The sequence below is a fragment of the Roseivirga thermotolerans genome, from assembly GCF_014653175.1.
GTDB lineage: Bacteria > Bacteroidota > Bacteroidia > Cytophagales > Cyclobacteriaceae > Roseivirga > Roseivirga thermotolerans.
Map to the genome: position 1 here is coordinate 34,811 of NZ_BNAG01000006.1, position 20,040 is coordinate 54,850.

General features: G+C 43.8%; 19 protein-coding genes. 8 read left to right on the top strand and 11 right to left on the bottom strand.

Annotation, left to right across the window (positions count from 1 at the left end):
- Position 1: 1 nt before the first annotated feature.
- From IE164_RS17830 to IE164_RS17860, 7 genes are all read right to left on the bottom strand, one after another.
- Complete coding sequence (locus IE164_RS17830) at positions 2-592, bottom strand: DUF2911 domain-containing protein (protein WP_189631639.1); 591 nt, start codon at positions 590-592, stop codon at positions 2-4.
- Positions 589-1,821: a TolC family protein gene (locus IE164_RS17835; protein WP_189631640.1), complete on the bottom strand. Its 1,233-nt coding sequence runs from the start codon at positions 1,819-1,821 to the stop codon at positions 589-591. The genes IE164_RS17830 and IE164_RS17835 overlap by 4 nt, the downstream gene beginning before the upstream one ends.
- The gene (locus tag IE164_RS17840) at positions 1,818-2,528 is read right to left on the bottom strand and encodes an acetolactate decarboxylase (RefSeq protein WP_189631641.1); all 711 of its coding nucleotides are present in this window, start codon (positions 2,526-2,528) and stop codon (positions 1,818-1,820) included. Before IE164_RS17840 ends, IE164_RS17835 begins: the two co-directional genes overlap by 4 nt.
- Positions 2,525-6,274 carry an efflux RND transporter permease subunit gene (locus IE164_RS17845; protein ID WP_189631642.1) on the bottom strand — a complete coding sequence of 1,250 codons (3,750 nt, stop codon included), beginning with the start codon at positions 6,272-6,274 and terminating at the stop codon, positions 2,525-2,527. The genes IE164_RS17840 and IE164_RS17845 overlap by 4 nt, the downstream gene beginning before the upstream one ends.
- A 175-nt stretch (positions 6,275-6,449) precedes the next feature.
- The gene (locus IE164_RS17850; RefSeq protein WP_189631643.1) at positions 6,450-6,860 is read right to left on the bottom strand and encodes an HYC_CC_PP family protein; all 411 of its coding nucleotides are present in this window, start codon (positions 6,858-6,860) and stop codon (positions 6,450-6,452) included.
- Between the two features lie 142 nt (positions 6,861-7,002).
- Positions 7,003-7,494 carry a nuclear transport factor 2 family protein gene (locus IE164_RS17855; protein WP_189631644.1) on the bottom strand — a complete coding sequence of 164 codons (492 nt, stop codon included), beginning with the start codon at positions 7,492-7,494 and terminating at the stop codon, positions 7,003-7,005.
- 40 nt (positions 7,495-7,534) lie between these two features.
- Positions 7,535-9,184 (bottom strand): S41 family peptidase, encoded by a 1,650-nt coding sequence (locus tag IE164_RS17860; protein WP_189631645.1) that lies wholly within the window; start codon positions 9,182-9,184, stop codon positions 7,535-7,537.
- Between the two features lie 164 nt (positions 9,185-9,348).
- Between IE164_RS17860 and IE164_RS17865 the strand changes: the two genes are divergently transcribed.
- From IE164_RS17865 to IE164_RS17885, 5 genes are all read left to right on the top strand, one after another.
- Positions 9,349-10,101 carry a hemerythrin domain-containing protein gene (locus IE164_RS17865; protein WP_189631646.1) on the top strand — a complete coding sequence of 251 codons (753 nt, stop codon included), beginning with the start codon at positions 9,349-9,351 and terminating at the stop codon, positions 10,099-10,101.
- Positions 10,101-10,517: a Holliday junction resolvase RuvX gene (gene ruvX, locus IE164_RS17870; protein ID WP_189631647.1), complete on the top strand. Its 417-nt coding sequence runs from the start codon at positions 10,101-10,103 to the stop codon at positions 10,515-10,517. Before IE164_RS17865 ends, ruvX begins: the two co-directional genes overlap by 1 nt.
- Positions 10,514-11,071, top strand: coding sequence for a peptide deformylase (gene def, locus IE164_RS17875; protein ID WP_189631648.1), 558 nt, complete (start codon positions 10,514-10,516; stop codon positions 11,069-11,071). Before ruvX ends, def begins: the two co-directional genes overlap by 4 nt.
- 36 nt (positions 11,072-11,107) lie before the next feature.
- The gene (locus IE164_RS17880; protein WP_189631649.1) at positions 11,108-11,503 is read left to right on the top strand and encodes a Dabb family protein; all 396 of its coding nucleotides are present in this window, start codon (positions 11,108-11,110) and stop codon (positions 11,501-11,503) included.
- Between the two features lie 160 nt (positions 11,504-11,663).
- Complete coding sequence (locus tag IE164_RS17885) at positions 11,664-13,370, top strand: alanine/glycine:cation symporter family protein (protein WP_189631650.1); 1,707 nt, start codon at positions 11,664-11,666, stop codon at positions 13,368-13,370.
- Between the two features lie 99 nt (positions 13,371-13,469).
- Here IE164_RS17885 and IE164_RS17890 read toward each other — a convergent pair whose 3' ends face one another.
- The 4 genes from IE164_RS17890 to IE164_RS17905 form a co-directional block, all read right to left on the bottom strand.
- Complete coding sequence (locus IE164_RS17890) at positions 13,470-13,751, bottom strand: DUF427 domain-containing protein (RefSeq protein ID WP_189631651.1); 282 nt, start codon at positions 13,749-13,751, stop codon at positions 13,470-13,472.
- 52 nt (positions 13,752-13,803) lie between these two features.
- A complete protein-coding gene (locus IE164_RS17895) occupies positions 13,804-15,033 on the bottom strand; it encodes an NAD(P)-dependent malic enzyme (protein WP_189631652.1) in 1,230 nt (409 codons plus the stop codon).
- Between the two features lie 75 nt (positions 15,034-15,108).
- Positions 15,109-15,810 (bottom strand): ceramidase domain-containing protein, encoded by a 702-nt coding sequence (locus tag IE164_RS17900; RefSeq protein ID WP_189631653.1) that lies wholly within the window; start codon positions 15,808-15,810, stop codon positions 15,109-15,111.
- Between the two features lie 455 nt (positions 15,811-16,265).
- The gene (locus tag IE164_RS17905; protein ID WP_189631654.1) at positions 16,266-17,405 is read right to left on the bottom strand and encodes a methionine aminotransferase; all 1,140 of its coding nucleotides are present in this window, start codon (positions 17,403-17,405) and stop codon (positions 16,266-16,268) included.
- A gap of 86 nt (positions 17,406-17,491) precedes the next feature.
- Between IE164_RS17905 and IE164_RS17910 the strand changes: the two genes are divergently transcribed.
- The 3 genes from IE164_RS17910 to IE164_RS17920 all read left to right on the top strand — a co-directional run bounded on the left by IE164_RS17910 (position 17,492) and on the right by IE164_RS17920 (position 20,007).
- Complete coding sequence (locus IE164_RS17910) at positions 17,492-18,211, top strand: hypothetical protein (protein WP_189631655.1); 720 nt, start codon at positions 17,492-17,494, stop codon at positions 18,209-18,211.
- 41 nt (positions 18,212-18,252) lie between these two features.
- Positions 18,253-19,722 (top strand): cryptochrome/deoxyribodipyrimidine photo-lyase family protein, encoded by a 1,470-nt coding sequence (locus IE164_RS17915; protein WP_189631656.1) that lies wholly within the window; start codon positions 18,253-18,255, stop codon positions 19,720-19,722.
- A 120-nt stretch (positions 19,723-19,842) separates the two neighbouring features.
- On the top strand, positions 19,843-20,007 hold the full coding sequence (locus tag IE164_RS17920) for a DUF2256 domain-containing protein (protein ID WP_189631657.1): 165 nt from the start codon (positions 19,843-19,845) through the stop codon (positions 20,005-20,007).
- Positions 20,008-20,040: the final 33 nt, after the last annotated feature.

Consider the following 20,040-nt stretch of genomic DNA (forward strand, 5'->3'; position numbering starts at 1 on the left):
GTTACTGCTCTTTTGCGATGGTTTGAATGGGCAGGCTCACTTTTACGTTGGCCCAGCTAATGATGATGCTTCCCTCATGGTCTCCTTCCTGAACCTGGTATAAAAGCTCTTCTTGAGTGTGAGTAATGGTTTCGGCCTGAGTTACATAGCGGAGCACGTCAAGCTCGGGGTCATATTCATCGGCCAGGTGCTGATCGTAATTTTTGTTTAACAGAATGGTCCATTGTTCCTGACCGGGAATGGTAAACAGGGCGTACTTTCCACTTTCAATAAGGGAGTCTCCGATACGTACATTGGTAGAGAAGTCTACAGTGGTAGCTTTATGTGCTCCGGTTACCCATACTTCTCCGTAGGCTACTAAACCTCCAAAAATATTTCGCCCTCTCACTCGTGGTGAGTGGTAGGAAATGTGCACATGCGTTTCTCCAATATTGCCCATGGCTGTGACCGGAGGGCTTTTGGTGTTGGGTGTGGAGGTTTCCGGTTGCTGATGCTCCGCATGGTTTTCTGTGTTTTGTGTTTCTGCGCTTTTCTTGCAGGACACTATGGCCATTATGCAGATTATTAAAAACGTTAGTGTTGTTCTTTTCATGGGTTTAAGGGTAAAAAATTGCCTGATAAATACTGTTTTATTAATTGCGATCTCTGTTGCCTGGTTTGTGACCTGGCCTCAGCAATTTGTAATTGCAGAAGTCGCTGTTGTGTCATAAGCAACTCTTCAAAGTTGCTGCTGTTGTTGCTATACTCGCTTGTGAGAACATTCAGCAATGCTTTGGTATTGCCGATTTCGCTGGCATAGAGCTGTAGTTCCTTTTCGGCCGATTGTTCAAGGTATGTGGCTTTTGTCCATTCATTTTTAAGCGTGTTTTTTATGCCAACAGCTTCATGTTGAAGGCTTTCCTGCATTAGCTCGGCTTCTTTAATTTGAGCTTTGTTCTTTTTGCCGAATATGGGTAGACTCATGCTCACCATGGGCATAATAATGTTCTTACCATTGTCGGCAACCGCCATGTCGGTGCGTTCACTCACGAATACATAGTCTAAACCTACTCCAAGCGATGGCTTTCGCTTGAGTTGGCTCAACTTGAGTTGGCTCTGTGCGGCTTGCTGTAAGTATTGGTTTTGAATAACCTTGGGGTTTTTAACTAAAACCGAATCAACAGAAGCTTCTGAGTTGACCGGCAGGGTTTCCGTAAGGATAACCGGGGTGTCCACGGGCCGATTCAAATAGGTGTTAAAGTCGCTAATGAGCGGAGTCTTCCGTAGCTCGAGAAGTGTGAGCTGCGTACTCGCTTCTTCAATGCGAATTTGAACCCTTATGAGGTCGGCTAGTGAAGTCAGGTTGGCTTCATACTTGGTTTTAACAATGGGTTCATAACTTCTGAGAAGCTTTAGGTTTTCCTTGGAAAGCGCTATTTCTTTTTCCAGCTCAAGGAGTTGAAGCCAGGTTTCTGAAACTTTTAGGAATAATGCATTTCTGGCCTCTTCGAACTCCGCAAAACTGGCTTCGGCTAACCGCACGGCCATGGTTTTGCGCTCTTCCAAAGTGCCCATCCACGGGAACATCTGGCTGACAGACATGCGGAGTCTCTGCGCACCCACACGGGTTTCTACCGGAGAAATGAAAACACCGAAGCTCAGGTTTGGATCGGGCAGGCTTCCTTGCTGGTCTACTCTTTCAAGAGCAGCAAGGTATTTATTAAAGCTGGCTTTTAGGCTTGGGTTGTTTTCCGCAGCCATTTTCCAATAACCTTCCAGACTCTGACCGGAAAGAACTAAAGTGCTGAGCAATAAATAAAGTGTTAGTATTGGCCTGATCATGGGATTGGATTTTTAGGTAAATAGATAGTTACAGGGAGCTTGGTGCTCAATGCATCCACATGGCCCATGGCCTCATCTGCCTTTATAAAATGCATATGCAGAAAACTGCCGTGGTGAGTAAATATGCCTTCATGGTTGCGCGAATAAAAGCCCAAAATCTTTACAGTCTGGTTGTCGGTGGTTCCTGAAAAACCAGCTTCCCGATAGGCATCGTGACCAGAACCTGTAGCTTCTTTGGCATTTATTACATGCCAGTCCATGTGGGCTATTTCGCCCTCAATCCGAAAAGGAACAATGCGCTCTGTGGCTTGTCTTTCTTCAATTAGTTGGGCCAGTTGTTGTTCCAGTTCTTTCATGGAGCTAAGCGGTTTGGAGATTTGTACTTCTTCCCAATCATTCACCTGGCTTTTTACCAGAAGGGCTGCCTCAAAATGATGTGGCTTAGTGAGCAGCACGGAGTCGTGTTGTGCTACCGAGCTCCAAACTTCTCCTTCATAAATCATGAGTTCGCCCTCCAGATCTGCCATGGCTCCCAGGGCATAGCTGTTTTCATTGATGGTTAAATCGTTGCTCTTAACCCTTGCCTGCAACTGATTTTGCTGCATGATTTGCCTAAGGTTGCCATAAACTTCCGCGTCATTGATCAGAGGCTGGCTACAGGCCGCAAACCCAAGGCTAATGATTACAATTCTTGCTGCTGTATTCATAGCTCGGTGTTTTTGGGTTGAAACTTGATCTGAACCTCTTTGTAGTAGGAGTAGAGCACTGGAACTACAAAGAGAGTTATTAGAGCAATGAGCATTCCTCCAAATGAAGGTATGGCCATGGGTACCATTACATCTGACCCGCGGCCGGTGCTCGTTAAAATTGGGAGCAGTGCCAATAGTGTGGTGGCGGTGGTCATCAGGCAAGGGCGCACTCTTTTCATACCTGCTTCAATAACCCGCTTTCTGATCTGTTCCTTAGAAAGTGGTTTTTCGGTGTCGAAAGACTGATCGAGGTATGTGGCCATAAGCACACCATCGTCTGTAGCAATACCAAAAAGGGCGATAAACCCTACCCAAACGGCTACGCTTAGGTTTACCGGATGAATCTGAAACAGATCGCGCATATTTGTACCCCACAGACTAAAGTTGAGGAAGCTTTCCTGGCCGTAGAGCCAAAGCATGAGAAAGCCTCCGCCAAAGGCAACCGCTACTCCACTAAAGACCATAAGCGATACCGGTACTGATTTGAACTGAAAGTACAGAATGAGAAAAATGACAACCAGCACAATGGGAATCACTATACTCAGTCTGGCCTCAGCTCTTATCTGGTTTTGGTAACTGCCTGCAAATTCATACGATACTCCGGCAGGAAGTACGAGTTCTCCGCTGGCCAGTTTCTGGTCTATAAGGTTGCGAACATCTTGTACAACTTGTACTTCGGCCTGTCCGGGTTGCCGGTCGAAAATTACGTAACCCACCAGAAATGTGTCCTCACTTTTTATCATTTGAGGGCCTCGGGTATAGTCTATTTCGGCCAGTTCTCCCAATGGTATACTTTGCCCGTTGCGTAAGGGAATGAGTATATTTTGTAAAGCTTCAGGGTTGTTGCGCAGCTCTCTCGGATAACGAACCCGAATGGGGTAGCGCTCACGCCCTTCTACAGTTGTTGAGAGCTTCATGCCCCCAACGGCCACTTGCAGGTGATCTTGCACTTCGCTAATTGTTAGCCCATAGCGAGCCAGGTTTTCGCGTTTCAAGTCAATAAGCATATATGGTTTTCCTACTATGCGCTCTGCAAAAACAGCTTCAGACTTTACAGAAGGCACTTGCTTGAGAACGTCTTCCAGTTGTAAACCAAACTGCTCAATGGTTTCCAGGTCAGGCCCCTTTACTTTTATGCCCATTGGTGCACGCATACCGGTCTGTAGCATTACCAAGCGTGTTTCTATAGGTTGTAGTTTAGGTGCCGATGTAACTCCGGGAAGTTCAGTGGCTTTCACAATTTCTTTCCAGATATCGTCTGGCGACTGAATTTCATCTCTCCACTGCCGGTAATATTCTCCGTTAGCATCGGGAATCAGTTCACCGGCTGCATCTCTTACAAACTCTCCATTCTCAGTTTTAAAGCGTAATCTTCGGCCATTCGCATCGGTCTTATACTCACTCTTATAGTTGATTACGTTTTCATACATGGAAATGGGAGCAGGATCGAGGGCACTTTCACTACGCCCCAACTTACCCACCACAGATTCTACCTCGGGAATAGCCGTGACAGCCATGTCTAAAAGTTTGAGCACTTCCTTGTTTTGTTCCAGGCCCGCATGGGGCATTGAAGTAGGCATTAGAAGAAAAGCCCCTTCATCGAGAGCTGGCATAAACTCCTTGCCTATACCCGGCAGGCTATGATTAAGCTTTACATAGACGGAGTTGGTTCTTATTTCCGCACCAAATAGTTTGGGTACAAACCCAAATACTCTATCGAAGCCCAGCCATACGGTTACTCCAAACAACACGATTGCTGTGGGAAGCACTAGGAAAACGCGTCTGTGGCGTAAGGTCCAGTTGAGAATTGTTGGATAGAGTTTAATAAATAGGCTAAAGCTGCCCAGAGTGATACCTATTATGAGAGCCACGAAAATAAAATTGGCTATTCCTCCACCTTTAACTCCCAGCGGTAGCCATTCCTCGCTCAACAGGAGGGTGACTGCAATAAGGAAAATAATCAATGTAGCGTGTTTCAGATAGTTTCGGCTGGCTGGCCAGATCTGTCTTGCTATGTTGCAGCCTCCAACACCAATGAGTACAAAGCCGGAGAGCCACATGCTTTTGAAAAGTGCCACACTACCCACTATAACAATCATGGTGTTGATGAGCAGTTTTATTTTCTCATTTCGGGGTTTGAAGCCAAAAAACCAATAGGCAAGTGTGGGAAGAATGAGTAAGGCTACCAAAATAGCAGCGACCAGGGCAAATGTTTTGGTATAGGCCAGAGGTCTGAACAGTTTGCCTTCTGCTGCTTCTAGTGTAAATACCGGGATAAAGCTAATGACCGTGGTCATTACGGCCGTAATAATAGCCGGAGCCACTTCTTTACTGGCTTCGAAGATTAGGTCTACAAGCCGCTGTTTTTTGTCCATATCCAGATGGCGGCTAATGTTTTCAGTGAGAACAATGCCTACGTCTACCATAGTGCCAATGGCAATGGCTATGCCCGATAGGGCAACAATATTGGCGTCTACCCCCAAATAGCGCATGGCAATAAAGCACATGAGTACGGCTATTGGCAGTAAGGAAGATATAAGTACCGATGCTCTTAGGTTGAGAAGCATAACCAAAACCACTACGATGGTGATTATGATTTCCAGTGTCAAGGCTTCTTCCAGCGTACCAATGGTTTCTTTGATTAGCTGAGTGCGATCATAAAACGGTACAATAGTGAGTTTAGATTCAGTGCCATCGGCCAATACCCTGCTGGGAAGACCGGGGCTTATTTCTTCAATCTTTTTCTTCACATTTTTAATGACCTCCATGGGGTTAGAACCATAGCGGGCCACCACAACACCGCCAACGGCTTCTGCTCCCGATTTGTCTAAAGCTCCTCTTCTGGAGGCCGGCCCTATAGAAATAAAGGCTACATCCCTTACTCGAATCGGAGTGTTGTTAACCGATTTTACTACCGCATTTTCCAGGTCTTCTAGTTTCTTTACATAACCCAGCCCGCGTACAAGGTATTCAGCCTGGTTTATTTCCATGGTTTTGGCACCAATATCCTGGTTACTTTCTTTAATAGCGCGAGCAATTTCAGCAAGAGTCACCCCAAAACCTTTCATGGCAATTGGGTCTATGTCTACCTGATATTCTTTCACAAAACCACCGACAGAGGCCACCTCAGAAACTCCGGTGGCTGAGTTAAGGGCATACTTTACAGTATAGTCCTGCACGGTGCGAATTTCGTGAGGATCCCAGCCGCCTACCGGCCGGCCATTCTTGTCTCTTCCCTCTATGGTATACCAAAATATCTGTCCTAAAGCCGTAGCGTCTGGCCCTAAGGCGGGTTGGGCTCCTTCAGGAAGCAACCCTTTGGGAAGAGCGTTTAGTTTTTCTAAAATGCGGCTCCTGCTCCAATAAAATTCCACACCATCTTCGAAGATCACGTAGATAGAGGAAAAGCCAAACATGCTGGTGCTTCGAATGGTTTTTACACCGGGAAGTCCCAGTAGGGTAGAGGTGAGGGGGTAGGTGATCTGATCTTCAATATCTTGAGGCGATCGGCCGGGCCATTCGGTGAAAATGATTTGTTGGTTTTCACCGATATCCGGAATAGCATCAACAGGCACAGGGTCTTTGGGGAGTCCTATTGTCCAATCGAACGGAGCGGTTACTACCCCCCAGGCCAGGAGAACCACGAGTAACAGAAAAGTTACCAGTCGGTTATACAAGAAAAATTTAATTAGGTTATTGATCATTTTGTTGGTGTTACAATCCGTAGTTGAATTTTGCATTTAGCAATGAGGATTGGCGAACCCATTCAATGATCATTCAGCACAAATTGCTCAACGGCAGGGAACAAACAGCACAATAGTGAATAGAACCTCTAACAGATTGTTGTTTCCCTTTCTGAATGACGAACAGGGTTTCGCCTTAGGATTGTAAACCAGAAGGGATTTTGAGATTGTGGTAGAAAAGGTACAGGTCGGGGTGTATTACCTCTGGAGGGCCTGTGTCAAAAATAGTCTGTTCGTTCAAGTGAATTCCCGCAGAAAGTAGAGGGTCTGAGAAGCCGGTTTCGAATAGTAAATGATAGCTGGCCAGCGGAGCCTTTTGGAAGGCTGTAACTTGTTGCTCGTCATCAACAATTTCAAGGGTCCACTCATCGTCACAACAGTCTTCCATTCCTTTGTGCATTTCCATGCTCATGCCGCATCGAAACTCCACCTTTTTGAAGATGGCTTTTTCCTGCACACGTCCCATGCATAGGTGTTGGCCAAATAACAACCCAACGGATGTTATCAGGTATAGCATGGTAAGTCCTATGGTAACCGTTTTTTTCACGAACTGTGCAAATATACGGATGTTTTGAAAAAGTGTTTGGATTGGGAGGCTCGGATGTGTTGAAGTGGGGGGGGCAGAGCCGTACAACAATTGTATCCGTATTATTAAGATTGGTCTATCAGGATTGCTGTCGAAAGGGGTATTACCTCAAGATATCGCCTTTTTGAAAATCTGATTCACCAACCTTACCTCCTTCGTTGGTATCAGAGTCCATGTAGATTTTCCAGCGATCACCTACTTTTTTGAGCATTACCTGAAACTTACCATAATATGATTGAGATCCTGAATCTGTAAAACGGGTAAGCTTATAAATGCCTGTTTCGTGTGCCCAGAGACCCGATTGGATTCTGCTGATAAAACTAAACTCTATTTTTTGTTTCACCCGGGTTTGATTCCAACGGTTAAAATTTTCAAGATTCTGATCTTTATACTGTTGGCCAACAAGCAATAGGTTTCCGTCTATTGCCACACGAATCACGTCATTGGTGTGAATCTGATTAAAAAGGCTGGCATCTAAATCCTGATAGGCCTGCATGAAGTTGTACCACACATCTCGATTGATGGAGTCTGTTTCGGTTTGAGCCCACAGCGGTGAAGAGCAAAGAAGTAATGTGCAGAGTAAAAATCTTTTCATGCCTGTTTTTTATCGACAACGATGGAAGTCCGGTGTTCTTTTACATTTTCTGCAAAAGAACACCGCTCGACTTTTCTTTGAGCTTTTCAGGATTTTTAAAAAGGTCTATAGCTTCGCGATAAATTTCATTGGTTTGGTTAAAGACCTTGTAGAATGCGTTGTCATCGCCATAGATCTCGCGGGCAATGCGAGCCTTAATCAGGTATTTCATCAAATCTTTGGACTTGTTGAATTGCCTTTGGTTAAAACGAGTTCCATTTTTTTCTCCAAGGGCAACCACTTCTTTGAGCATGCTTTCTGTAACGTCAAATGTAGCTAGAAACTCCTCTGCTGATTGGTTTTTTAGCTCAGGGTGGTTGTCGCGGAAGTCCAGCGTATACTCTCTTATCGTATTGTTGGCCACCAGGCGGTTCACATAAGCGCTGTTATCGGTAGTGTCCAGCCCCACAAAGTAGTCTGGCATTATTCCACCTCCACCATAAACGGTACGGCCTCCGGTGGTTTCATAAGCCAGGTTTTCATCGAAGTGCACACTGTCTTGAGAGAACAATTCTCCCGAAACATAGCGGTCGTAGTAGTCATTGTTGTAGGTTTCTTCACCGTCTTCGTAAGGTTTTTGAATGGAGCGGCCGCTTGGGGTGTAATACCGGGCGATGGTCATGCGTAATTCGGAACCATCGTTAAGGTCGAAGGGTAATTGAACAAGGCCCTTGCCGAACGATCTTCTACCAACAATAAGTGCTCTGTCATTGTCTTGTAAAGCTCCCGCTACAATTTCTGAGGCTGAGGCCGAACCTTCGTTAATGAGTACCATAAGGGCTCCTTCCTGAAAAGCTCCGTCTTTGGTGGCTCGAGCTTCACTATCATACTTTGCGCTTTGTCCTTTTTGGCTTACAATGAGTGCATTCTCTCCGAGAAATTCATCGGAAATACCTATGGCAGCACTCATATAGCCTCCCGAGTTATTTTGAAGGTCCAAAATAAGTTGAGTCATACCCTTGGTTTTGAGTTCAGTGAGTGCGGCTTTAAACTCCCTGTAGGTGCTTTCTGCAAAACGATTTACTTTGATATACCCAATTTTATCATCAATCATGTAGCTGGCATCGAGTGATGTTTGGGCAATTGCTCCTCTGGTGAGCTCAAACTCGAGAATTTCATCTTCATTTTTTCGTACTACCCCAACGGTTACCTGAGAACCTCTAGGCCCCCGGAGCATATCGAAAACCATGCGGTTATTGAGCCCTATACCGGCAATATTTTCACCATCTACCGTTACAATTTTATCTCCCGCCTGAATACCGGCTTTCTCAGAGGGTCCTCCGGAAAGAGGTGTCACCACATAGAGGGTATCGCGCAGTAAATTAAATTCAACCCCAATACCGTCATAAGTGGCTCTGAGCTGCGACTGGGCCAGTTCGGCATCTTTTGGCGGAATGTACACCGTGTGAGGGTCGAGCTTATCGAGTATGGTTTCTATGGTTTCTTCCAGCAGGCTTGCCGTATTCACAGAGTCTACATAGTCATTTTCGATGTACTCCATCAGCTGGGTAAACTTCTGAATAGAAGCCTGATACTTTCTATTAGCCTTTGGTTCGGCAAAATTGGCTCCAATGAGAACTCCGGCCAGCACAGCCACGGTGAGTAAAATAGGAAGCCTGATATGATATGAAGAGTTTTTGTAATCGCTCACAATAAAGAATTTAATCGGCAAAAATAGATAAACCTGTCAAAAACATGGGCAAATGTCATGGTATGATAGTAACGACTTGTGTTGTTTTGTGTTTAACCAAAAATGTAAGTTCTACATTCCAAGTCTGAATCAAAATTGTTAGTTTCGTTAAACACGCTGAGCAAATGGAAAATCTTTTAAAACGAACTATAAACGACCTTGTTACAGAGAGCCACATCAGAGCCTCTGTGCTTTACTATTTTGGCGTAAAGTTTTACGATTACAAGACGGAAACGTTGGAAGATGTTTGCTCAAGGCATGGACTCAGGGCCGAGTCGGTAATGAAGGCCATGGAGCTGGTATCGGATAATAATGGTACAACCAAAAAACAATTGCAGTCTTTTCCTGTAGAACTGATGGTTGAATACCTTAAGCATGCCCATTATCTTTTTGTAAAAAAGCGTATTCCTTATATCGCTCAGCTTATTGATGGACTTCAGATAGTGAACTTTAGGTATCAGTCGCTTTCTGCAGACCTAAAGTCTGTTTTTCCTCTCTTTGTTGAAGATTTTATAGAACATATTTATGAAGAAGAAGACACCTTCTTTTCTTATGTAAGCCAGCTCTCTCGCTTTCTAAAAGATGATGTGCCCAGTTCGGAGGTCTTTTACTTAATGGAGAAGTACTCGGTCAAAGAATTTGCTTTAGACCACGAGGTTCACGACAATGAAATGGAGGGGTTTAGAAAGTTTACGAATAATTACACCTACTGTGAAGAAGCCGACCTTCAGATTAAAGTGCTTTACAGTGAGTTGGAAAGGCTGGAAAAAGACCTCATCTTGCACGCGAAAATTGAAAACGAGATTTTATTTCCGAAAGCGCTCCAGTTGGAACGTTTGGTGAAGCTTAAATTTTACGACCTCGCGAAACACAATTAATGGGTAGAATATTAGCCATAGATTATGGCAGTAAAAGGGTAGGACTGGCCGTAACAGACCCTCTTCAGATTATTGCATCGCCACTGGAAACGGTGCATTCCAAAGATGTTATTGCTTTTTTAAAGGCCTATGATGCTGCAGAAGGTATTGAGTCTTTTGTATTGGGAATGCCCAAAAAACTGAATGGAGAAGATACGAATGCCACACCCCTGGTAAAGCAATTTCGTAACCTTCTTAAAAAGCAGTTTCCCGAAAAACCCGTTTATTTGCATGACGAAAGATTTACCTCCAAAATGGCACTTGATGCCATGATTGCCGGAGGAATGAAGAAGAAAGATAGAAGAGAGAAGGGGAACGTAGATAAAATTAGTGCATCTATTATTCTACAATCCTACCTCGAAAGTAAAGGCATATGATTTATCCGATTCTAGCATACGGAGACAATATTTTAAGAAAAGAAGCAGAAGATTACCCACGCGATTCGGAAGACCTCACCCAGTTGGTAGAAAACATGTACGAGACCATGTACAATGCCAATGGAGTAGGGTTGGCCGCTCCGCAAATTGGTTTGTCGTACAGAATATTTGTTATCGACTCTACTCAAATGGGCGATGAAGAAGAGGGTACGGGGATCAAGAGGGCCTTCATTAACCCCGAAATATTGGACGAATATGGCAATGAATGGGCCTTTGAAGAAGGTTGCCTGAGCATACCCGATGTGCATGCCGATATATTAAGGCCCGAGAAACTTACCATTCGCTATTTTGACGAACTGTGGACTCCCCACGAAGAAGAGTTCGATAGCCTGACAGCCAGAGTGATTCAGCATGAATATGATCATCTGGATGGGGTGCTGTTTACGGATTATATTAAAGGACTCAAAAAACAAATGTTGAGAGCCAAGCTCGTGAATATTTCTAAAGGAAATGTAGATATTAAATATCGCATGAAGTTTCCGCTCAAGAAATAAGCTGCATTTTCTATCTTCATAGCAAATACACTTGTTATGAATCGAATCTTTTTAATAGGCTTACTTGTGCTTGTGTTTGGCTGTGAGCCCAACAGCAGTATACAAAATACTGATGAGAAAGCGCTGGAACACCCTTTTATACATACGGCCTACTTCTGGCTCAAAGAAGGTGTTTCTGAACAGGAGGTGGAAGCGTTTAAGGCCGATTGTGAAAAGTTGGCCGATATAGAAACGGTTCGAGCTTTTTATACCGGCAAACCGGCCAATACTACCAGAGAAGTAATAGAGAATACTTATGATTATGCTGTGGTCTTCCATTTTAAAAACCTGGAAGACCAAGAGTATTATCAGAAGCACCCATTACATCTGGAAATGATTGAGAGGCATCAACACTTGTGGCAACGGGTAATGGTTACCGATATTGAACATTGATTCAGTTGTTCTTAAAAGTGAGCCCGTACCAGTACCGTGTTCTATGGACTGGCCTATTGGTGCCAATTATATAAACAGACCCGCTTAAACCCAATTCGCCTTTGTTGGCAAGGGATAATCCCTATTTTTGCAGCATCCAAAAAACTAAACCTACCCATTTATGCAGCGATTAAACGAAATTCTGACCACTGTCGACAGTTGGATCGGAAGTTCAGACTGGTTTCCTTTTGTGTTACTGGGGACCGGACTTTTTTTCACAATCTACCTCAAATTTCCTCAGATCAGGTATTTCAGATTTGCCTTCAATGTTGTAAGAGGTAAATATGATAAAGAAGGCGATGAAGGCGATACTTCTCACTTTCAGGCCTTAACCACCGCACTCTCCGGAACGGTAGGTACCGGAAACATTGCCGGGGTGGCCTTAGCTCTTCACCTTGGGGGGCCGGCAGCACTCTTTTGGATGGTCATGACTGCCGCAATTGGTATGTGCACCAAGTTTGTGGAGGTTACTCTCTCTCATAAGTATAGAGAGAAGACTGCCGATGGTTCTATGGCCGGTGGTCCAATGTATTACATGAAGAATGCCCAATTTAAAATTGGCAATAAGTCGTTTAAGCTAGGTTGGTTGGCTGCCATATTTGCGGGAGCCACTGTGTTGTCCTCTTTCGGAACGGGCAATATGCCTCAGATCAACAGTATTGCCGGGGCCGTAAAGTCTACTTTTCAGATTGAACCATGGATAACCGGAGCTGTATTGTCTGTAATTCTGGCCGTGGTAATTATTGGTGGAATCAAAAGAATTGCCGCTGTAACGGAACGATTGGTGCCCGCTATGGCCGTAGTTTATTTTATTGGCTGTTTCTCGGTGATTTTTGCCAATGCCGGCAACATAATACCCGCAATTAGCTCGGTATTTACCAGCTTGTTTACCACCACAGCAGCTACAGGTGGTTTTTTGGGAGCAACCATTGCCTATGCCTTCAATGTGGGGGTAGGTAGAGGTTTGTTTTCTAATGAAGCGGGTCAGGGTTCAGCTCCTATCGCACACGCCTCTGCAAAGGCTCATGAGCCTGTTTCGGAAGGTATGGTAGCCATTCTTGAGCCTTTTATCGATACCATAATTATTTGTTCTATTACCGGGCTTACCCTGCTTTCTTCCGGTGCATGGCAAGAAAAACATTACAACGACTTCGCTGTAACGGATATGTCTATTATAGCGGGTGCTGATTATTCGGACGATGTAAAAGAGGACAGAAAAGCATTGAAGGAGCACCTTTCCGGAGAAAACCCTTTGCCGGTATTCGATGGTATGCTACAGGTGGAGAATGGTAAAATTGTGAGTGATGTTACGGTTATTCATGCGCGATCGGTTGCGGAAGATGTAACTGTGAATGAGTACTTTGGAGGGCCTCCATTGACTGGTGAAGTAGAGATAAAGAACGGTGTTTTGCAAGATGCCAGTATTTCGTTCTACGGAAAATCATTGGTTCATAGCTCGCCACTAACGGCTATAGCTTTCACAAAAGGTTGGTTTGGCGATTATGGTCAGTACATAGTTTCTATAGGGCTTTTGCTTTTTGCTTTTAGCACGGCCATTTCATGGTCTTATTATGGAGATAGAGCTATGACGTTTCTGGCAGGGTCTGGTTCCGTAAAGTACTATAGGGTATTATATGTGGCTGGTTTCTTTGTGGCGTCAATTGCCGATACCACCATTATCTGGACTATTGCTGCTATTGCTATAGCTCTAATGACCTTACCCAACCTCTTGGGCATTTTACTCTTGAGAAAAGAAATGAAGCTAACCATTAAAGAGTATTGGGATGGCTTCAAGAAGGAATATCCTCAAGAGAAAACGCCAGAGTAGCGCGTAAAAGAACTCCAACAAAACATAACAGAAGTCAGGCCGGAACGCCTGGCTTTTTTTATAACAAAGGGAGCAATTTTTTGCTTAGGCCTATGGGAATTAGGGGATTACCTCGACTCCTTTCCAAAAGGCAATATAACCTTCAATGGGTTTAGCAGCTTCTTTGGTTACAGGGTAGTACCAAGCTGCGTCCTGGTTTATCTTTCCGTTTACTTCCAGGTTATAATAGCTGGCCTCGCCTTTCCACGGACAGTGGGTATGAGTATTACTCGGCTTAAAGAATGTTTTGTTGATGGATTGAGGCGGAAAGTAATGGTTTCCTTCTATAACAATGGTGTCATTACTTTCCGCTAAAATCTGATTGTTCCAAATTGCCTTCATAGTTCTATGTTTACAAAGTGAACAAGATAAGGCCTTTTGGGTTCAGCAGGGGCTACTGATCTTCGTCAAATTGTGCTTCAGCTTCGGCTATCTGACGTTCGAGCTCTTTTTCTGAATGTGCAGCTTTTTCTACCGCATCGGCTACTACCTGGGCCAGAGAAGAATCCAGAGCAGAAGGAATCACCATTTCAGCAGTAGGATTTTCCAGTGAATTGGCAATGGCATAAGCTGCAGCCAGCTTCATTTCGGTGCTAATGGTGCTTGCCCGAGCTTTTAGGGCTCCTTTAAATATGCCCGGAAAAGCCAGTACATTGTTAATCTGGTTAGGGAAGTCACTTCTTCCGGTACCTACAATAGCCGCTCCGGCCTCATAGGCATCCTTTGGCATAATTTCAGGTGTAGGATTGGCCATGGCGAAAATAATAGGGTTTTCGGCCATGTGTTGAATGTCTTCCTTAGTGAGAATATTTCCCTTACTTACCCCAATAAATACATCGGCACCCTTAATAACTTCATGAATGTCTCCTTCCACATCGTTGAAGTTGGAGTATTTAAGTAATTCTGTTTTGGCCTTATTAAGGTCGTTTCTAAAACGGTGAATGGCTCCCTGAGAATCGCACACAATAAGTGTTTTTACCGATTGACATAGTGGGGAGTCGATATGAAAACAGCGGAGCAATTTGGCAATGGCTATACCGGCCGCACCGGCTCCATTGATCACTACCTTTAGCTCGGTGAGTTTCTTGTTGGTTACTTTACAGGCATTGATGAGTGCTGCCAGAGTAACAATGGCTGTTCCATGCTGGTCGTCATGAAACACCGGAATGCCAATGTCTTGCAGTTTTTCCTCAATCTCAAAGCTTTCCGGAGCGGCAATATCTTCCAGGTTAATGCCTCCAAAAGCGGGTGAAATTCTTCGGATGGTTTCAATGATATGACGGGTGTTTTTACTGTCAATACAAATAGGAACAGCATTGATTCCGGCAAACTTCTTGAACAACATGGCCTTGCCTTCCATTACCGGAAGAGAGGCCAAGGGGCCAATATCACCAAGTCCTAAAACAGCAGTGCCATTTGTCACTACCGCTATGGTATTGCCTTTTATGGTAAGGTCGTAAGCTCTTTCTGGGTTCTTCTCAATTTCTAGACAAGGTTGGGCCACGCCCGGTGAGTAAACGAGCGAAAGTTTTTCTTTGCTGTCTACTGCAATCTTGTTCACCATTTCAATCTTACCCTGCATCTCTTCATGCAGTTCTACAGACTTCTTGTATACTTCTTCCATACAAATTTAAATCAAGGGGTCAAAGTTAAGGGATTAGCCTCTTAAAAAGGCAGAAGACCATTCTATTGTTTGTTTTTAAGAGCCTTCAGGCAGTTTATTGGCTGCTTTGAGTTCTTGGGTTCTCATAAAATAGAGGTAGTCTGCCAGAAGAAATGCGCCAATGCCTGAAAATATGTGCCACAGAAAGTGAGTCCCAAAGGGGATAATATCTGTAAACTGTTTATCTACTTGCCTGAAGTAAATGGCCAGAACAAAGCAAATGGCACTAATTATTATCTGAGCAGTTTTTTTAAAATGATATTTTCTTAGAATAAGGAAAACAGGGAGGAGAAAGGCAATTCCGCTGATCATGTAGGAGGTGTTTATCCCCCTTTGTCCCGGAACAAGATCAATTACTCCCAGGCGCATAAGGAAAACCGGGGTAACAGCGATTATGCCCATCCACCATTTTGGTAAAGCTTTAATCCAGAAGTAAATGCTTATGACTAAGGTTAGGGCAAGAGCGGGCATAAAGTCCATGAGGAGAAAAATGCGTGAACTTCTTAATCCGTGAAAAAGCGTACTGCCCAAACCATTAAGAAAGAGCAATGGAATACAGGCTAATAAAAAACCATACTGAAGCGGGTTTTTACGAATTTTCCATAGATAATAGACCGCAGGGGCTGCGATGGCCAGCGATGAAAAGGCATTCCAGGGTTCTACAATTAAGCTGTCTGTGATATGAGTTTCGGCATACCATGGGCCTCCATCGGTTATTTGTTCCGGACCTAAATACATAACTGTGCTTAGAACTTGTTTAGTCGACTGAAAGTTGCGAAAAAGTTTGAGTTTTCTTTTCGTTTCGACAGACAGCCGGCAGAATAGTTTAACACTTTCTCAGACTCAATACATCCTCTTCTAACTTTGAGCCCACTTTCGTTTCTCCTATTCCTAACAAGTCTCTTCTCCTCAGAGTCTCTCCCTCCCCCCACAGAGTCTCTTGAAGAGGACTCTGAGGATTTATAACGATGAGAGCGAGTCCGAGAGGTAAGGTTTGTAACTGATGTGCCTGATGTTTTGAACATCAAAGTCCCTTGCAGGAGACTTTGATGGTGGGGTGGATAACAGTTTAACACTTTCTCAGACTCAATACATCCTCTTCTAACTTTCAGCCCACCCTTTCGTTTCTCCTATTTTCAAGCAGGCTGGTACTGATGTGGTGTGGGAGTGGTTCAGTAGGGCAGGTATGAAGTTTATAGATCCTTTAGCTTTTCTGCAGCGGCTTTTAAGGTTGTCTCGTTTTTTGCAAAGCAAAACCTAAGCACATTGCGATCTTCTCCGCTCTGATAAAACACGGAAGTAGGAATGGCCGCAACTCCAACTTCTTTTGTTAGCCACTCGGCCATTTCTATGTCGGGCTTGTCGTTAATTTGGCTATAGTCTAATAGCTGGAAGTATGTTCCGTTCGATTGAATAGCCTTGAACTTGCTGTCTTTGAGGGCTTCCAGAAAAAAGTCTCTCTTTTGTTGATACATGGAGCTTATGCTCAGATAGTTGTCGGGTATGGCCAGATAGTCGGCCACGGCATATTGACTTGGTGCATGTATGGTAAAGGTATTGTACTGATGGATTTTTACGATTTCGGCCATTAGAGATTCAGGAGCAACAAGACAGCCAAGGCGCCAACCGGTAGCATGAAAAGTTTTGCCAAAGGAGAAGGTAGCCACCGACCGCTTTCTCAGTTTTTCCGACCTGAGTACGGAGTGATGCTCCTGACCATCGAATACAATGTGTTCATACACCTCATCGGACAGAACGAGTATTTCGGTGCCTTCCGTTATTTTTTCCAGCGCAATTAAATCGTCTTCTGTCAAAATGGCTCCGCTAGGGTTGTGTGGAGAGTTGATAATGATCATTCTGGTTTTGGCAGTGACAGACTGTTCTACCGCTTCCCAATCGATGCTGTAATCTTCAGGCCGCAAATTCACCCCCACGGCTTTTGCTCCCTGCAAGTTGATAATGACTTCATAGGCATCATAGGCAGGGTTCATGATAATCACCTCATCTCCCGAATGCACCAGAGCTCCAATGCTATTAAAAATGGCTTCTATAGCACCACAAGTCACTAATACCTCTGTATCCTTAATGGTCACATCATAGCACCTTTGCACTTTGTCGGCAATGGCGGTTCGCAATGAGGCTACTCCGGCCATAGGTGGATATTGGTTCATTCCTTTTTTCATGTAGTAATGCACCCGGTCTATCAGCTCAGGCGCAACGTCAAAATCAGGAAATCCCTGAGAAAGATTGATGGCTCCGTAATCCTGAGCCATTTTAGACATCTTGGTGAATATGGTGATCCCAACGTTGGGTAGTTTCGATTCAATTTGCATGGTTGGAATATAGGCATGCGAAGAACCTTTGACAAACTTCAATTGAAAAGAAAGGACTAGATTAGGGATTGTTTAAGTGTAGGCCGATGAAAAGAAAGCTAAATTTTAAATTCAATTGGAAATATGCCCTTGGTGAAATTGTGCTCATTTTCATAGGTATCAGCTTGGCCATGGGTTTTGATAATTGGAGTCAGAATAAAAGAGAAAGGGAACAGTTGGAAGGATACTTGGAAACCATTAGGAAGAATGTGGTTAGTGATACGGCAAGTATTGCAGAAACGGATAGTCGTTACAAGAGCTTTCATGAACTAGCCTTGAATCACCTGAATATGGCCATTCACGATGAATATTCTGAAGAAACCCTTCTAGGGTCGTTACAGATTTTGGCCGAACAATATGTTGTGATAGACCAATCGGGGTTTGAGGCCTTAAAGAGTTCAGGCTTTATAAAAGACTTGCAAGGTACTACCTTAGAAGATGCACTTTTTGCCTATTACACCTCTTATTCAAAAACACTATTGGAAGAAAATAGCCTCAATAATTTCATTGAAAATATGGAGGTTGAACTTTATAATTCATCGAGTAAAGAGGTGGTACACGTCCTTAAATGGACTTCGGCCAAACAATTAGGTCTAGAGTTAGAAGAAAGAGCTCAGATGAATTCCGCATTGAGATGGTTTTTCGCAGAACCTCACCTTTTAGGAATTATTCAACGCTATGCCGATGAAGATAGCCCGCGTTACGAGTTAATGCTCTCCAATGCTAAAGAATTGATTAGCCAAATAGATTTAGAGTTGAAAAACTGATTAAGTCCTAAACATTTTCCTTCAACCTGCTTTATAGCTTTATGCCAAAGCAGGAAGTTACCATTGTCTGGTTTAAGCGAGATCTTCGACTCACGGATCACTTGCCTCTGAAAAGAGCGATTGAGTCTGGAGATAAGCTGCTTCTGCTTTACTGTTTCGATCCAGAGCTGATTGCAGACCCACATTATGATGTGCGACATTGGCGATTTATCTGGGAATCTATTGAGGATATGAATGAAATTCTCAAGCCTTTAGGTCATCAGGTTGAGGTGTTTTATACTGGCTTTCGAAAATCGTTAACCTACTTCTCTAATATCTATCATCTAAAGTCAATATACTCCCATGAAGAAAGCGGACTAAAGGTTACTTATGATCTGGACAAGTGGGTGAAGAAATTCTGCGGTCAAAATGGGGTGCAATGGAATGAGTATTTGCATAATGGTGTGTTACGCGGGGCTAAAAACCGGAAAGATTGGTTGAAAGAGTTTCATGGTTACATGAAGTCTGCTTTGGATCGACCAGATTTAGAAAAACTCCAAACAATTGAACTCGCTGAGTCTGTAAGGCAGAAGTTCGGCAAGCCGGTTCCTAAAGAGTTTCAATCGAACAATGCCAACTTCCAAAAAGGAGGAGCATCAATTGGGAAGAAGTATATGAAAAGCTTCTTGACCGACAGAGTACAGCTTTATTCAAAGTCTATCTCGAAACCGGAGGAAAGCAGAAAAGGCTGCAGCCGCTTATCTCCTTATATAGCTTGGGGGAATTTGAGTCTCAGAGAAGTTTATCAAGCCAGACTAACTGCCAAAGATCAATTTGGCTTTAAAAAACAGTCGGCCAACTTTGGTTCTAGACTCCAATGGCATTCACACTTTGTGCAAAAGTTCGAAATGGAAGACCGTTACGAGTTTGAGAACATCAACCGGGGTTATGATTTCTTAGAGAAGGAAGAAAAACCGGAGCTAATTCAAGCTTGGAAAGATGGCAAAACTGGTGTGCCATTGGTAGATGCTTGTATGAGGTGTTTGAAGGAGACTGGCTATATTAATTTCAGAATGCGAGCCATGCTTGTAAGTTTTCTTACGCACCATTTATGGCAGCATTGGAAGGAAGGTGCCCAGTATTTGGCTTCACAATTTTTAGATTTTGTGCCTGGTATTCACTATCCACAGTTTCAGATGCAAGCTGGGATGACTGGCATAAATACCATCAGAATTTACAATCCCATCAAGCAAAGCCAAGACCATGACCCTGACGGTAAGTTTATCAAGAAATGGGTTCCAGAGCTATCAGATGTGCCTTCTGAGTACATTCATGAGCCTTGGCTGATGCCTCCATTAGAGGCGCGTATGCTAAATATAAATCCTGAAGGCCTTAAGCCGGTGGTAGATGTTAAAGCCGCTGCTGAAAGAGCTAGAAAAGCACTGTGGTCACATCGCAATCATGCTGAAGTGAGAAAAGAAAACTACCGCATCCTAAAAAAGCATACCATTCCAGGTAGGCGAATGCAATAACTGTTCATGGACTGCGTCATGCCGAACTTGCTTCGGTATCTATTTGAAGTAACCTAAGATGAATTCAGGGTGATGAGTTGATTTATTAAACTATTCTATTGGGATGTAGTTATCCCATCAATGAAAAAAGGACAGTTGCCAACCAAGATTTGCCCCGTTTGCAATCGCCCCTTTGAGTGGCGCAAGAAATGGAGAAACTGCTGGCAAGAAGTGGTTTACTGTTCAGAAAAATGTAGAAGAAACAGAAACCGTCATGCTGAACTTGTTTCAGCATCTAAACTTTAAAGTCCCTGAAATAATCCCGAACTATCGGGACAG